Source organism: Noviherbaspirillum aerium (assembly GCF_008929045.1).
Classification (GTDB): Bacteria; Pseudomonadota; Gammaproteobacteria; order Burkholderiales; family Burkholderiaceae_D; genus Noviherbaspirillum; species Noviherbaspirillum aerium.
Window position 1 is genome coordinate 1 of record NZ_VFAH01000006.1, and the last position, 13,970, is coordinate 13,970.

General features: G+C 61.3%; 16 protein-coding genes. 5 read left to right on the plus strand and 11 right to left on the minus strand.

All coding sequences use genetic code 11. The features are described 5' to 3' along the window. Both FH061_RS10845 and FH061_RS30380 read left to right on the plus strand, forming a co-directional pair. The coding region (locus FH061_RS10845) for an amino acid ABC transporter ATP-binding protein (RefSeq protein ID WP_151635847.1) at nucleotides 1–540 on the plus strand (540 nt) is incomplete at its 5' end. Nucleotides 541–648: 108 nt separating this feature from the next. Next, nucleotides 649–855, plus strand: a complete 207-nt coding sequence (locus FH061_RS30380) for a hypothetical protein (RefSeq protein ID WP_192805000.1) — start codon at nucleotides 649–651, stop codon at nucleotides 853–855. Here the strand turns inward: FH061_RS30380 and FH061_RS10850 are convergent. Further along, nucleotides 852–1,913, minus strand: a complete 1,062-nt coding sequence (locus FH061_RS10850) for a hypothetical protein (RefSeq protein WP_151635848.1) — start codon at nucleotides 1,911–1,913, stop codon at nucleotides 852–854. The two genes, FH061_RS30380 and FH061_RS10850, sit on opposite strands and share 4 nt — an antisense overlap. Nucleotides 1,914–2,210: 297 nt before the next feature. Here FH061_RS10850 and FH061_RS10855 point away from each other — a divergent pair, with 297 nt between their 5' ends. Further along, nucleotides 2,211–2,411 carry a hypothetical protein gene (locus FH061_RS10855; RefSeq protein WP_151635849.1) on the plus strand — a complete coding sequence of 67 codons (201 nt, stop codon included), beginning with the start codon at nucleotides 2,211–2,213 and terminating at the stop codon, nucleotides 2,409–2,411. 72 nt (nucleotides 2,412–2,483) lie between these two features. Here FH061_RS10855 and FH061_RS10860 read toward each other — a convergent pair whose 3' ends face one another. Next, a complete protein-coding gene (locus FH061_RS10860; RefSeq protein WP_151635850.1) occupies nucleotides 2,484–3,587 on the minus strand; it encodes an acyltransferase family protein in 1,104 nt (367 codons plus the stop codon). Between the two features lie 369 nt (nucleotides 3,588–3,956). Next, nucleotides 3,957–4,094 carry a hypothetical protein gene (locus tag FH061_RS30385; RefSeq protein WP_192805001.1) on the minus strand — a complete coding sequence of 46 codons (138 nt, stop codon included), beginning with the start codon at nucleotides 4,092–4,094 and terminating at the stop codon, nucleotides 3,957–3,959. A 587-nt stretch (nucleotides 4,095–4,681) separates the two neighbouring features. On the opposite strand from FH061_RS30385, the gene FH061_RS10865 reads away from it, so the two are divergent. Further along, nucleotides 4,682–4,990, plus strand: a complete 309-nt coding sequence (locus tag FH061_RS10865; protein ID WP_151635851.1) for a DUF2471 family protein — start codon at nucleotides 4,682–4,684, stop codon at nucleotides 4,988–4,990. A gap of 77 nt (nucleotides 4,991–5,067) precedes the next feature. Here FH061_RS10865 and FH061_RS10870 read toward each other — a convergent pair whose 3' ends face one another. The 3 genes from FH061_RS10870 to FH061_RS10880 form a co-directional block, all read right to left on the minus strand. Continuing rightward, nucleotides 5,068–5,703: an NUDIX hydrolase gene (locus FH061_RS10870; RefSeq protein ID WP_151635852.1), complete on the minus strand. Its 636-nt coding sequence runs from the start codon at nucleotides 5,701–5,703 to the stop codon at nucleotides 5,068–5,070. Between the two features lie 114 nt (nucleotides 5,704–5,817). After that, entirely contained in the window at nucleotides 5,818–6,891 is a 1,074-nt protein-coding gene (locus FH061_RS10875) for a sugar phosphate nucleotidyltransferase (RefSeq protein ID WP_151635853.1), read from the minus strand. 97 nt (nucleotides 6,892–6,988) lie between these two features. Then, nucleotides 6,989–7,558, minus strand: a complete 570-nt coding sequence (locus tag FH061_RS10880) for an MFS transporter (protein ID WP_151635854.1) — start codon at nucleotides 7,556–7,558, stop codon at nucleotides 6,989–6,991. A gap of 260 nt (nucleotides 7,559–7,818) precedes the next feature. On the opposite strand from FH061_RS10880, the gene FH061_RS10885 reads away from it, so the two are divergent. Then, nucleotides 7,819–8,196: a hypothetical protein gene (locus FH061_RS10885; protein ID WP_151635855.1), complete on the plus strand. Its 378-nt coding sequence runs from the start codon at nucleotides 7,819–7,821 to the stop codon at nucleotides 8,194–8,196. A 126-nt stretch (nucleotides 8,197–8,322) separates the two neighbouring features. Here the strand turns inward: FH061_RS10885 and FH061_RS10890 are convergent, their stop codons facing one another. The 5 genes from FH061_RS10890 to FH061_RS10910 are packed head-to-tail and all read right to left on the minus strand — an operon-like array spanning nucleotide 8,323 to nucleotide 13,850. Further along, on the minus strand, nucleotides 8,323–9,075 hold the full coding sequence (locus FH061_RS10890; protein WP_192805002.1) for an HAD family hydrolase: 753 nt from the start codon (nucleotides 9,073–9,075) through the stop codon (nucleotides 8,323–8,325). 46 nt (nucleotides 9,076–9,121) lie between these two features. Further along, nucleotides 9,122–10,198 (minus strand): MDR/zinc-dependent alcohol dehydrogenase-like family protein, encoded by a 1,077-nt coding sequence (locus tag FH061_RS10895; protein WP_151635857.1) that lies wholly within the window; start codon nucleotides 10,196–10,198, stop codon nucleotides 9,122–9,124. Continuing rightward, the gene (locus FH061_RS10900; RefSeq protein WP_225984601.1) at nucleotides 10,191–11,477 is read right to left on the minus strand and encodes an aspartate aminotransferase family protein; all 1,287 of its coding nucleotides are present in this window, start codon (nucleotides 11,475–11,477) and stop codon (nucleotides 10,191–10,193) included. Before FH061_RS10900 ends, FH061_RS10895 begins: the two co-directional genes overlap by 8 nt. Next, entirely contained in the window at nucleotides 11,477–12,910 is a 1,434-nt protein-coding gene (locus FH061_RS10905) for a trehalose-6-phosphate synthase (RefSeq protein WP_151635858.1), read from the minus strand. The genes FH061_RS10900 and FH061_RS10905 overlap by 1 nt, the downstream gene beginning before the upstream one ends. Before the next feature lie 22 nt (nucleotides 12,911–12,932). Continuing rightward, nucleotides 12,933–13,850: an SDR family oxidoreductase gene (locus FH061_RS10910; RefSeq protein WP_192805003.1), complete on the minus strand. Its 918-nt coding sequence runs from the start codon at nucleotides 13,848–13,850 to the stop codon at nucleotides 12,933–12,935. Nucleotides 13,851–13,970 lie beyond the last annotated feature (120 nt).

A 13,970-nucleotide genomic window follows, 5' to 3' on the forward strand; every position in this document is an offset into this window, starting at 1 on the left:
TCGGTGGGCGATCCGAAGACCAACCTGTCGAAGCTGAGGGCGAGGATCGGCATGGTGTTCCAGAACTTCGAGCTGTTTCCGCACCTGTCGATCCGGCAGAACCTGACGATCGGGCAGGTAAAGGTGCTGGGCAGGAGCGAGGAGGAAGCCACCGAGAAGGGGCTGAAGTATCTTGACCGGGTGGGCCTGCTGGCGCAGAAGGACAAGTTTCCCGGGCAGCTGTCGGGTGGCCAGCAGCAGCGGGTGGCGATTGCGCGGGCCCTGTCGATGGACCCGATCGCGATGCTGTTCGACGAGCCGACCTCGGCGCTGGATCCGGAAATGATCAATGAAGTGCTGGACGTGATGGTGGGGCTGGCGCAGGACGGCATGACGATGATGGTGGTCACGCACGAAATGGGCTTTGCGCGCAAGGTGGCCAACCGGGTGGTGTTCATGGATCGTGGCCTCGTCGTTGATGACTGTTCGAAGGAAGAGTTCTTCGGCGCGCCGCGCTCGGAACGGGCGCGTGATTTCCTCGGCAAGATCATCACGCATTGAGCAGTGTGGATTGGTATCGTACCGGTCCTGCCTGTGCCATAGCGCGGACATCGCTGCTCTCCTGGCACAGGCTTTGTGAACTGCTCAGGTGCGGTACGCCAGGCTGGTGTGAGCTGGAATTTTGTTGAAGGCAACTGCGGCGGCATCATGCCTGGGCAAGGAAAAGAGCACGGCAAGGCCGGGGCCTTGCACGCACTGTTGCCGCAGTATCGGCGCGATTGTCATCCGCATCGGGCCAACAGATTTGAGTCACAACGCAGTGCCAGCGGCAATCTGTCCGGGATCGACAGGCAGGGCAAGGTGAAACCGCTCTAGGGTTCCATCAGTTCCTTCAAGTGGTTCAGGCTGCCTTTGAATTCGCTGAGGATGACTGCGTGTTCAATTTCCATCTCTACCAGCGCGCCAGACGCTCCATTGGCTTCCACGAGTTCGCTGATTCTCTTGACGATGTCGGCAGGAGACGAAGCGGGAACGGATGCGCCTTCAGGGATGACATCGGGATCATTGTTGATGGTTGACATGGATTCACTTCTCAGGCCAAGGGCCGCGTCAAAGTCCATGTCGCGGCCGGATATTCCTTCGGGACGGCCGGTGCGGGTGGCCGTCTCCGTATCCTGTCGCCGGCTGTCCAATCCAGTTGGCAGTTCTTCCTTGTGTTGACGTCCGTCCCTTTTTCGTTGGAATGAACCTGGGATCAGCTTTTGAGCCGCCTGAACAACCGGAAAAGCCAGCGTCGTAGTTCCGGCCTTGATCGCTGCGGCGGCGTCACCCATGCCTTTCTGGCTCTTGTATTTATTCAGCAGGATTTGGAAAGCCGTAGGGTTGGCGAGCGATGTGCGTTCCCTGAAGGTCATCGTTAACGATTGCCTGAAAACATCCTCATCTGAAAGCCGCTCCGCTGGCTCTTTCAAGTCATTCTTGGCTTTGTTCATCGCATACAGAATTTGCTCCAGCGATTTATTCACATTGAATGCCTGGGTCTGGGCCTTCATGACCTCACGCCTTATCTGGTGCCTCAGATCGTCGGGTTTGAACCTGAAGCCCGCTGCATACTCTTTCAGCCTGTTCAGATTCGTCATTATGACGACCAGGTAGTCCGAAGACTGACCTTCATTGACGCGTGCCGATGCGGAGAGTGCGTGCGTGGAAGCCGCTCGCCGAAGACGCCAGGCCATATTCCCTCCCATGTGTTGGGGCGGTGCAGGCAAGTGATGCTGCGAGTGTTGCGGTTGCGCCGGCGCACGCAACAGGTCATGACTGCTGTTAGCGGCCGGCGAGCCATACGGATATTGGCGGCTTTTTACCTCGGCATACCTTTCAGCATCCAAGAGGTCGGACATGGAAAGGCTGGTGAATCTGGGAATGGTGGACATTGTTTTCCTGCAAGACTGCGGCTGACGCGCAACTGATTAAATTAGTGGAGCGAAGCATTGCCGCTGTCAGTGACAAACGAACGCCTCGAGTTCCATGCCAGTGAAGGAAAATATTTGACGGCAAATCTACCGTCGTGCAGTTGCCGCTGATATGCCAATGCCAATGCCAATGACACTGTCACCGCCACGAACTTGAGGCCAACAGGCTTCTCTAACCAGTCCATGCGTCGCGTTCCGGATGCCTGCGAAATGCATGCGATCCACCGGGAACGCGCAACGAGCCTCAAGGAGCCCACCATGACGATGACCACACCCAACCGAAACCGGAATCAATCCGCGGACCGGCATCAGATGCAGCAGAAGGAGTCCGGCGACCAGCACATCCTGCCCGAGGATGAACCGAGCACCGATCCGCATCGTCCCCATCGGATCAGCCGGGAAGACATGCAGAAATTGCGTCCCACCGACAATGATCCGGATGATCCCGCGCAGCCCTGATGTGAGTTGAAAAGGCGGCCGGCCCCAATGGCGCGGTCAGGGGGCCGGCACTCCCGCCCTGCTGCGTAACGCTCAGTTTGTCAGGCGCGGAACGGAAGGACTTGTGCGTTTGCCTGGACGTCCTTCAGCGACCATGCGTCCGAGAGGAATTTCGATCCAGCGGTGAAATGCATCGCCGGCAGCAATGCTGGCGAGCCAGGCAATCAGCATGCCGCAGCCCTGTACGACAGCCGACGCATCGCCGAAGCGCGTGAATACGGCGTTGACCAGCAGGCACACCGGAAAGTGCACCAGGAAAACAGCATAGGAAATACGCCCGAAATACTGTACGGCAGGCCATGAAAGCGTCGATGACGCACTCCGGGCGGACCCGAACCGGTACACCGTCGCCAGCAATACCGCGGTTGTCGTTGCAAGCGCGATGCGGCTGCGAAATTCCATCTCCAGCGCCAGTCCGCCGAGGAGAACGATCAGTCCGAGGATGACGGCGGCACGGTAAGCGGAGTCCTTCGCCTGGACCACCCACCAAGCCAGCACGCCGAGTCCATAGCTTCCGAAGAAATACACCGCCCAGGCATCCCAGGCAGCGTCCCGGTTGAAGTAGAACAGCGAAGCACCGACGCCGGCCACCACCAGATGCAAGGCCGCACGCCGTCTTCCCGACGTGGTTGAGGCCCCGGCGGCAAAACGCATCATGCAGGCCAGCAGCAGATAAAGCTGGAAATCGATCGCGACATACCAGGCCCCCGCCGACAGCGATTCAACACCGAACACACCATGCAGCAGCAGCGCATGGGCAAAGACCTGCTGCCAGTCGGGGAATGCGGTGAGCGAATAATGCTCCATCCACATGGACGCCAGCATGGAGGCGAAGACCGCCAGGCCCATGGCAACCGCAAAAGGCGGAGCCAGTTTCAGGAAACGCCGCAAGCCCGCGCGCAATGGCCGGATCTCCTCGGGAACGCCTTGCGGGCAGAACGAACGGGCGGCGAGAAACCCGGCAATGACCAGGAAAATTTGCACGACAATCCGGGCAGGGCCGGCCAGCCAGTCAATGGTGTCGGGAAGCACTGGGCGCACATGATCCGCCATCGGCCCGTAGAAGGCCAGATGATGAAGGACAATCAGGTTGAATGCGACGATCCTGAGAACGTCGATAAAACGGAAATGGTGCATCGAAGCCGCCGCACGAATGCGCAATTGGGATAGCAAAAGAAAAAGGCTGCTATTTTCTCATGCATCAGGGAGACTTGTTTGACTGCAAACAAGCTTCCCCGCCCTCAGGCATTCGGAGGGACTTCGTTGCGGCGACCAGGAAGGAGTGGTCACGTTCGGCTATTTTTCCCGTCCCGACTTCTGTCCATGTAAACCCTGTGGGCGAAGGAGAACCCTCGACGGGCTTATATTAATCCCGAGTCATAACATGACATGGGATTGGTATTGGAGCGGTTTCACCCTGACCTGACCGCCGATCGTGGGCGGATCGCGCACGGTCAGTCGCAGGAACGTAAATCCTGTTATGGGTGAGGACCTGCAAACCTCGTATCAGATCGCTTTCAGCATCAGCGCGATAATGCCGGCACCGATCGTGACACTGAAACAAGCCGTGCTTTGAACACGACGCAGATTGAACAATGCCCGGCGGCGTCCCTGTTTGGATTCTTGATGTAATAAGTGTTCCATGATGTCTCTTTTCCCAGCGCCGCGACCATGCGACGTCATCCAAGTATAGAAAACGGTGCGTGCACACAATGTGATCTACGGCACATCTCTTTGCACGCGACGTATAAAAGCAACGGTTTTGTGTACAAAAGCGATGACACGGCGACACGCCTGTTGTGCTTCATGCATGTTCCAGGTGCTATGCAGCAGCAGTCGGCGAGATCCGCCGCGACGCTCCTGGCCAAATGTCGTTCGCTCCACGTGACGATTACGCCGTGTCAATGGCAATGAGTGGCATGGAGATTCCTTCAGTTCCGCAATAACGATGCATGCATTTTCAGAAACGCGCCGGTATGGGCATGGCGTCACGCTTTCCATGAACTCGCCGCAAGAATGGTTCATTCTTCGGGTCACTGGTCTTACCGTCTACCTCTAGGAGTGGGTCTGAATGAGGGGATTCGGCCCAGCATGTTGCCGGGCCGGATCTGCAAGCCAAAGGATTTTATGGCCTGTATGCAACAAAGCAGGCTTCCTGCTGTCTATGAGAGCATGCCAAAACAAAGTGCCTTATACTGTATGCCCATACAGTCTTTGCAGTCGAAACGTCCATGAAGCTGTTCGAAGTCTATAAACTCCACGCCGCCAAGGAACGTCTTGCCGCCGCCGTGATACCCATTGCGCAGCGGTATCGTACGGCGGGACGCGTCCTGACCTGGCGCCTGATCCACGAAATTGAAAAGGAAGCTCTTGCAACACTCAAGCAGGCCGGCGATCTTGAATGGGAATACGTGCGCATGGCCACTTCCTCGGAATGGGGATATGTTCCCCGCATCAATCAGCCCGCCGATCTGGAGGGTTATGAGGAACTGCCGATCGCATTGACAACCATTCATCGTGCCTATAACACTTGCCATTGAAACAGGCATCACGAGGCAGGCCGATCTGGCAGGAAGATGCATCCGGCGTCGAATACTTTCGGCGCCGGAGTCGACATTCAGTCGAACAAGGCATGTAAATTGCCGCTGCGTGCATGGTGTGCCACTGTCATCAGTTGATTCTTTGTCAATCGATGCAGGGACAGCGGCGGTAATGCATCCAGCGGAAAATAACCAGCGGCGCTGGTTTCCGAAGTGCGCCCGGTAAGCGTGCCGGATTCGGACTTGCACAGGAAAAAACATTTATGCGCATGCGGCATCTGCGGCGGATGATCATGCTTGCGCTTGTCGAACAAGGCCAGCAGGCGCAGCGGAGTGACATGCAGCCCCGTTTCTTCAAACGTTTCGCGCACGACCGCCTCCCCAGCCGATTCGCCGATATCGCACCAGCCCCCGGGCAGCGTCCAGTTGCGGTCGCTGCTTTCCTGAACCAGCAGAATCTTGCCGTCATCATCGAGCACCAGTGCACGGACATCGATCTTGGGCGTCGCATAATGCTCATCCACGTCGATCCAGCCTGCAACGCGGTCAAGGTCTAGCCCCTGCGTATTCGCCATCAGCTCGGCTGAAAGCTGGCGCAAAAGGGTGAATCGCTCAATGTCGTACGGGTCTTTGGAATAGGCAAGGCCGCTCTGGGCGATCGCCAGTACCTGTTCGATGTAAGCCATGACCTCATGGGTGTTGTTGTTATTCATTGCATTAGTGGTTGGGGGTATTGAGGAAGCGCACCGGCACCGCGGCATGTGCATGATGTGCCCCATCCATGCCTGCAGGACACGGCGTAAACATACTGCAGGCGCGGGCTTGATTCATGCCCGGGGAAACACCTGGTCTTCCAGGAGGATCGTGTTCTCGACCACGGCGCCGGGCCGCACCTTGGCGCCGGTCAACAGCACGCTGTTGCGCACGATGGCATCGGCTGCAATCTCCACGCGCGGATACACGATCGAAGTCTCGATGCGCGCATCGCTCTCGCAGTCCTCGCTGACGATCGCATCGGCGATGTTGCGTTCTTCCCTGATATACCGACGCCCATACTGCGGCAGCAATGTCACCGGCATGTCCTCCAGCCGCATGGTTGGCGCTGTCCCGAGCAGCGCAAGCTGCGCGCGGTGATAGCGTTCGACGGTGCCGATGTCCTCCCAGTAATCGGTGAAGGGAAACCCCATGATGATCTCGCCGCCGCGAAGCATGGCGGGGATGACATCGCGGCTGATGTCATGTTGCCAGTCGGTGCGGGACAACACGGCGAGGTAATGCTGAAGCACCTCCGCGCGAAAGATGCAGACCGCGGAAAAGATGGTGTTTGCCACCGGATGAGAGGGTTTTTCGACGAAGCTGCGCAGTCTGCGTTGCGCATCGAATTCCACCATGCCGAACAGGTGGACAAACTCCGGCGCGATTTCCTGGAAACCCATGGTCAGCGCGGCGCCGCTTGCACGGTGATAGTCGATCATGGGGCCGTAATCGAAGTTGTAGACATGGTCCGCATGCAGCACCATCACATCGCTGCAGCCGCAGTCGAAGATATGACGGGCGTTCTTGATCAGCGCATCGGCGGTACCGCTTTCCGGCGGACGCGCCACCGACGCATAGGATGCGTCGAGATCGGCCAGTGTCAGCCCATCGTACGGACCGAGATGGACGCGAAAGCCGGGCTTGCCGCTCCAGGCGGAGAGCAGGTAGCGAATCAGTTTGAGCTCGCTGTAATGCGACAGCAGCAGCACTTCGGGAATGCCGGAGCGGTAGGCATTGTTGAGGCTGAAGTCGATCAGGTGGCAAACGCCGCCGAAGGGAATCAGGGGCTTGAGCCGCGCATGGCCGAGATGGCGCATGCGCTTTCCCAGTCCGCCTGCAAGCAACACGGTTCTCGTCCTGTTCATGTTGAATGTCTGCTCATATTGAATGTCTGCTCACTGACTTGGCTCTGTCTTGACATCGATCCCGGTCCGGCGAAATTTGTCATTAAATATCCTTGCCTTAATGAAGGTCGTTGATCATGCCGGCAGGAACCCGCGAACGGAACATGCCGGAGAACTGGGCCAGCAGCAGCAGGCCGAGGCATGCCAGAGCCGCAATGCTCATCATGCGCCAGCTGAACTGCATTCCGTAGGCGCTCGACAGGCTGCCGAACGCCAGCGGACTGACGACATAGCCGATGTTGCAGACCGTCGAGAGATTGCCGAGCAGGCGCATGCGCATCTGCGGATCGGCGATCGACGTGGACAGGCTGTAGATCGCCGGAATCGCCGGCGACATCAGCAGGCCCGCCGCCAGGAAACCGGCGAGCGCGATCCCGGGCGCTCCGGCGCCGCTGACCCACAGCAGTGCGGCAGCCCCCGCGGCAAAGCCGAATACGATGACCGGCAGGTCGGACAGCCTGCGTCCCATGCCATGCACCGCAAGGCGGCCGATGCAGGCCGCGCCCATGTAGATGCTTGGCCCCCAGCTGGCAAGGAAGGCATCCGCCCCGAGTTCGCGCTGCAGATACAGGGCCGACCAGTGATTGACCGCGTGTTCGAGCACATACAGGAAGAAGCCCATCAGCATGAGCAGGGCCAGCGGCGCGCTGAAGCGCGACTGCGCGCTGCCCGCGTTGCCCGCGTTGCCGCCTGCATCGCGCGCGCGTCGGAAAACGCAGGGAGCTCAGCGAGCTCAGGATAGCGGCCGCAAGCATCAATGCCGCGAGGCCTTCGAAGATATAAGCCGGTTCGACACCTTCCCTCCTCATCCAGCCCACCGCTGGCGCGCTTACCACCACCGCGAGCGGAAAAATTGCCTGACCGACGCTGAACAGCTTCTTTCCCGTCATGTCCTGCGCACAGGCGATCATGCAGGCCAGGGTGACTTCCAGCATGCCGGAGGCCACGCCGCAAACCAGCAGCGCCAGGCCAAGCTCCCTGCCGCTCTGCACATGGCCGAGCCAGAATGTTCCGGCCGCATACACGAGCAGGGTCAGCGGCAGCTGCAGCCTGCCGAGTCGCGACCACAGGCGGCTGCCGATGAACGTGGCGGGAAGCACGCCGACCACGACCATCATCAGCTGCTCGCCGAGCGCCGCGTCGGTCAGCCCCAGCCGGCTCTGCACGGACGGCACCATGGCCCCCCAGCTGGCCCAGAACATGCCCCACATGAGCTTGCTCAGCCAGAGCGGCCAGAACCGGATCAGCACATGTCCGTTGTCATGAGTCAATGCCATTTGTCGTCCTCCGTCCCGGGAAGCTGTGCCGCCATCCCTGGGTCATTATTTATCGATGCGCCGCTTGTGCAGGCCTGCGGAAAATGGAGCAGGCCGCGCCGTCACCGCATGCCATTCATGCAAACGCAGGCGCGGCGATGCCGGACGCGGTCAACCCTGTCCCGTCACCCTGCCTGCGGCCGATGCCGACAATGTCGAGCACCATGTCCAGGCCGCGCGGCAGCGACGGATCCTGCACCTGCGGCAGAAGCAGCGTGGTGACGCCAAGCGCCTGCGCGCCGCCGTCGGTGCTCCAGTTATCGCCGACCATCAGCGCGCGTGCGGGCGTGATATCCAGCTGCTCCAACGCGCTGCGAAACGGTGCGGGCTCCGGCTTGATCGCGCCGAGTTCGAAGGACTGCACCACGACTTCGATGAAACCGCTCATGTGATTGACGTCGAGCGCCGGCCGGATATCCCAGCCGATGTTGCTGATCACCCCGACCGCAATGCCGCGCGCGCTGAGCATGCGCAGCACCGGCAAGGCATCATGGAACGGACGCCACAGCCTGGCATCGCAGAACACCTCGTAGAAGGGCTCCGCAAATGCATGCGGAATGTCTTCGCAGGCATGCACACAGGCGGTCCATGATGCACGATGCAAAGGCAAGGAGAAATCGCAGCTGCGCATGCGCGCTCGCCCCTCGTCGCTGGCGACATAGGCGATGATGCGTTCGATCCAGCGGCTGCAATCGCTTTCGCTGGCAGCTAGCCCGGCATCCGCGCAGCGCGCGGCCATCAGGTCGGGAAGCAACGCCGACCTGCTGTTGAAGAGGGTGTCGGCGAAATCGAACAGGACGGCGTCGAAGCGATACTCGGTGTTTTTCATTGCGGATGCGCTTTCAATGTGAAGTGGTGACGGACACGTGTTGTTTTCAATGCCCGCCGTACGGCAGGATGAGCCGCTTGCCGACGTCATGGCCGCTGTTCATGGCCCTCAGCAAGGCGGGCAATTCATGCAGCGCATGCCGGCCCGTGATCATGCGTTCCAGCAGCGCCGGCGCAATGCCGCCGGACGCGATCAGGTCCAGCGCGCGCAGGAAGTCCTCCCGCTGCAATCCGTAGCTTCCCGCCAGTTCCACCGCATGCCCGTCGGACAGAACAAGACGCTCCCTGCGTTCGTTCAGCCGCAGTCCTTGCACATCCACGCCCAGGTAATCGCCGAAGGAAGGCTCGATGCCGCCGAAGAGAGTGATCCGGCCGCCGCTCGCGGTCAGTGCGACGCCGGCATCGAGCAATTCGCGCGGCACGAACGTGGTCGCCAGCACCGTCAGATCGGCGGGCGTACTTACCCTGTCGAGACGGCTCAGTTCAATGCCCGGCAAGCCGAGTTGCTCGACGAAGCGCAGGCGCTCTTCGGAACGGTTGGCCAGCGTGACGCGCATGCCGCGCCGGCACAGCCCGAGCGCAATGAAGACGCCCATGGTGCCGGCGCCGGCCACAAGCACGCGGTCGGGCAAGGCCGGCAAGCCAGCCAGGGCCGTGCGTACGCAGTGTTCGGCGCAGGCGACCGGCTCGGCCAGCACGTAATGAACGAGCGGCCCGGCCGGGCGCGCCAGCCGGTATAGCGCCGCCTCCAGCGCGGCGGCGGGCGCGTCCAGCGCGACCAGCTCCGCGAAGCCGGAAGTGCGATGCACCACGACATTGGGATCGAGGCTGACGATGTCACCGGGCTTGAACGCCTCCGTTCCCCAGCATTCAATGATGTCCGCCACCAGCTCATGGCCAAACTGGCTGGGCCCCGGCCGCCGTCCCGCCGCCTCCTTGGCGTCGGAGCGGCATACGCCTATCGCATGAGGACGCAGGATGGCGCCGGCATCATGCAGGAACTCGATGTCTATGCCCTGACGCATTGCCACGCCGCGCCCCGCATCGAGGCAGGCTTGCCGGGCATGCTGCAGCGCCTGGCGCACTTTCGCCGAGGGCGAACGGAGGATGGAAGGTTCAGGCATGGATCACCGCGCAGGCCAGTTCGAAACGCTGAAGGATTTCCGCGATGTCGCTGTCCGTGGAAACCAGTGCGGGACGGATTTCGACCACGTTGCCGCGGCCGTGCTCGGATATGCGGATGATGACGCCTTGCTGCAGCAGCGCTTTCTGCAATGCGAGTGCGCGGCCATTATCGGGCAGGTTGGCATCCGGCTTGTCGGGCGCGATGATTTCCATGCCGATCATCAGTCCGGCGCCGCGGACTTCCCCGATGAAGGGAAAGCGCTCGCGCAGGGAAGACAATCCGTCGCACAGCAGCTTGCCGACATGCCTCACGTTTTCCAGGAAGCCGGGCCGCTGGAGAATTTCTATGGTTTTCAATGCCGCCGCCGCCGCGGGCAGCCAGCCGCCGTTGGTGAAGCCATGGAAAAGCTTGTCGAGACCGGTCAGTCTTTCTTCGGTCAGGATCGCGCCTATCGGCAGGCCGACCCCGCTCATGCCCTTGGCCAGCGTCATGACATGCGGCGCGACGCCGAAATAGTCGGCGGCGAACATCTGTCCGCAGCGGCCGAATCCGGTCTGGCATTCATCGAAGATCAGCAGGATGTCGCGCTCCTCGCAGAAGGCCTTCAGGCTGGGCAGGTAATCCACCGGCGGAATGATGTTGCCGCCGACGCCGAGAATCGGTTCCACCAGGACGCAGGCCACGCTGCCGGTACTGGCATAGCGTATGAAGTCGTCGATGCGCGATACGCACAGCATGCCGCAGTGCTCCGGCGACTGCTTGTAGAAACAGCGCGCGCAGTAGGGAGGCGGCACCTGCACGCCGCCGGGGAAGACATTCGGAAACGGTGTCCGGTGCGTGCTGAATCCGGACAGGCCGGTCATTGCAAAGGTCTGTCCGAGATGACTGCGGAACAGCGTGATCACATCGCGCTTGCCGGTGATGTGCTGGGCAATGCGGATCGCGCCTTCATTGGCGGTCGATCCGCCCGGCGAGCGCAGATGGGCGCGCGTCAGGTTCGCGGGAGAGATCGCCACCAGCGCGCGGGCCAGCGCATCAACCGCGGGCGCATTGAAGTTGGAGCTGGAAAACACCAGCTCGTCCATTTGCAGCTTCGCGGCTTCCACCACCTCGGGATGATTGTGGCCGAGAATCAGGTTGAAGGTGCCGGAGACGCAATCGAGGTATTCCCTTCCCTCGTCATCGTAAAGCCGGATGCCCCGCCCCTTGACCATGGCGATCGGGCTGACCGGATAGTAGAACGGCGGCTCCTGCAGCAGGGGCAGCAAGGAATTCATCAGTCAACCTCCAGCGCACTGAGCTGCATGTCGACCCAGCGCGGCAAGTCGAAACCGCGCGCCTTCCGCCGGCGCCGCTCCGCCCTCTCCTGCCGCGGCCCGGCGTCCATGCGAAACGCCTCCAGCAGCTTGCCGGACAGTTCGGCGATGTCGAAGGGATTGATCAAGTCGACCACGTCGGCAAGCGCTTCCGCCGCGCCGGCGCGCTCCGACAGGAGGATCGACGCGTCGCGCCGGTTGAGCAGCGAGGCTTCGAATACGGTCAGGTTCTGGCCGTCGATGGTGGAATTGAACACCAGCACATCGGCTTCCTGCAGGCAGCCGAGGGTATTGCCGACATCGTTCTCGCAGATCACGCGCACGAGTTCGGCGCCGAAATGCTTGTTCGTTCTGGCGGCCTCGGCATGCAGCTGCTCGAGATAGTCGCTGTTGGCCGGCACATAGAGACGATTCGGATTGCAGCGGACCAGCAGGCAGCCGCGTTCGCGCATGGCGATGCTCTGCTCGCAGGCCAACCGGAATGCGGCAATGGCGCGCGGACCGTTCTTGATGGGATCGGTGCGGCCGGAGTGCAGCACCATGAAGCGGCCCGCCACCCAGGCCCGCAGGTCGGGAGGCATTTCCTTTTCACGATAATCGATAGCTTGCGGGCTGTAGCCTAGCGGCATGGCCGCGACGCGCGTGCGATGGCCGGCATATTCGACGGTGAGCCTGTCCATATCCACGCTTGCTTCGGGCAGCAAATCGCGCACGCAGTCCAGGAAGTTTCTGGCCCAGCGTCTGGCAAAGAAGCCGACCACCGACGCGCCCAGCATGCCTTCAATGAACTCCCGCCGCATGTACACCGGCAGCATGCGCCAGTAATCGGCGGAAGGCCAGGGAATGTGGATGAACAGCAGGATGCGCTGGCCGGGATGGGACTGCCTGAGCATGCCGGGCAGCACGGACAGCTGGTAGTCGTGCACCAGTACCGGAGCATCGGGTGAACGTTCAAGCTGCGCTGAAGCGGCGCGCAGAAAGTCTGCGTTGAACAGCTTGTAGTGTTCCCAGGCGCGGCGGATATCGGGGCCGAAGCTGGGCGTGTTCCAGCTGTCCCACAAGGTATTGTTGCAGGCCCAGAGCACATCGGCGGTCATGACTTCCTGCATGTCGGCGAAGACCTGGCCATCGTGCTGCTGCATGTGCACGGTGATCGGACGCTCGCTGGAGGTGAATGCCAGTTTCATTCCTTCCGGATGGCGCTCGCGCATTTCCAGGTCCTCGGCCGTCATTGCCGAGCACATCCAGTCGACATCCAGAAGGCTGGCCATGTCGGCCACCACATTGGCGGTGCCGCCGGGCGCCAGCATGGCTTCAAGTTCGCCGCTCTTTGCATTGCGGCTGTAGGTGAGCGGAGACCGCTTGCTGACCAGGATGAGGCGTTGCGTTGTCACGTTAGGGATTCCCATAAGCTGTTCATTCCTTGTTGATCGGGAGATGCCCGTGCAGCAGGGGCTTCATGTGTACCGCCGCCTGCGCCGGCGAGCGGCATTGCACGTTCGGCCAGGCCGAGAGCAATGCGGGAAGATGGTGGCTGCTCAGGCAGGAATTGCGGGGCCGGCAGAAATAGCGGGAGGCATCGGCGGCGATCGGCCGGATCAGCGACGCATCCAGCTCATATTCGTCGGCGAGAAGGCGGGCCCAGTCGAGGCGGCTGATGCGCTGCGGGCCGGCCACGTGCAGAATGCCCATGACCGACTGCTCGATGCAGCGGGTGTAGATCGCGGCCGCGTCTTCGACGAAAATCGGGGTATTCCACAGGGCATCCGGCACTTCCAGGATGTCGCCCGCGGCCAGCCGCCGCAGCGCCAGCGCAAAGAAATTGATCCAGCCGCGATCCGCCTCTTCCCAGCCGTAGACCAGGCTGGTGCGCGCAATCAGGAAGTCGCCGCTGCATTGCGAGAGCACCTGCTCGGCGGCCAGCTTGGCGCGTCCGTAGGCATTGGCGGGAAGCGGCGGCGCGTCTTCCGCGTAGCTTTCCTGCCTGCCGTCGAACACGTTGTCGGTCGAGACCAGCAGCTTGTATGCGTGCGGCGCCAGCCGGCAGGCGTTGCGGGCGATCACCGCATGGCTGCACATCGCCTCATCCGGACTGTATTCGCAGAGCGAAATATCGGACGGGCCATGCACCAGCACGATGGCATCGGGACGCAGCCGATGCAGCACGGCGGCGAACGCATCGCGATCCGCGGCGTCCAGGCCGAGCCAGGCGAGTTCCGGCGCCAGACCGGCCGGACGGTGGCGCGATGCCAGCGTGGCATCGTGTCCCTCGCTGGCCAGCCTGACGGCGAGACAGCGTCCCACAAAACCTGAGCCGATGATTAAAACCTGCATGATGAATGAAAGCTCCCTTCTGCATTGCGGATTGCCACGCGGCGCGTGATCATTGCGGCGGACGCAGAGATGCGCTGATGCATGAATGCACGGATGCACCTCCTTAACAAGGAAGCGCCG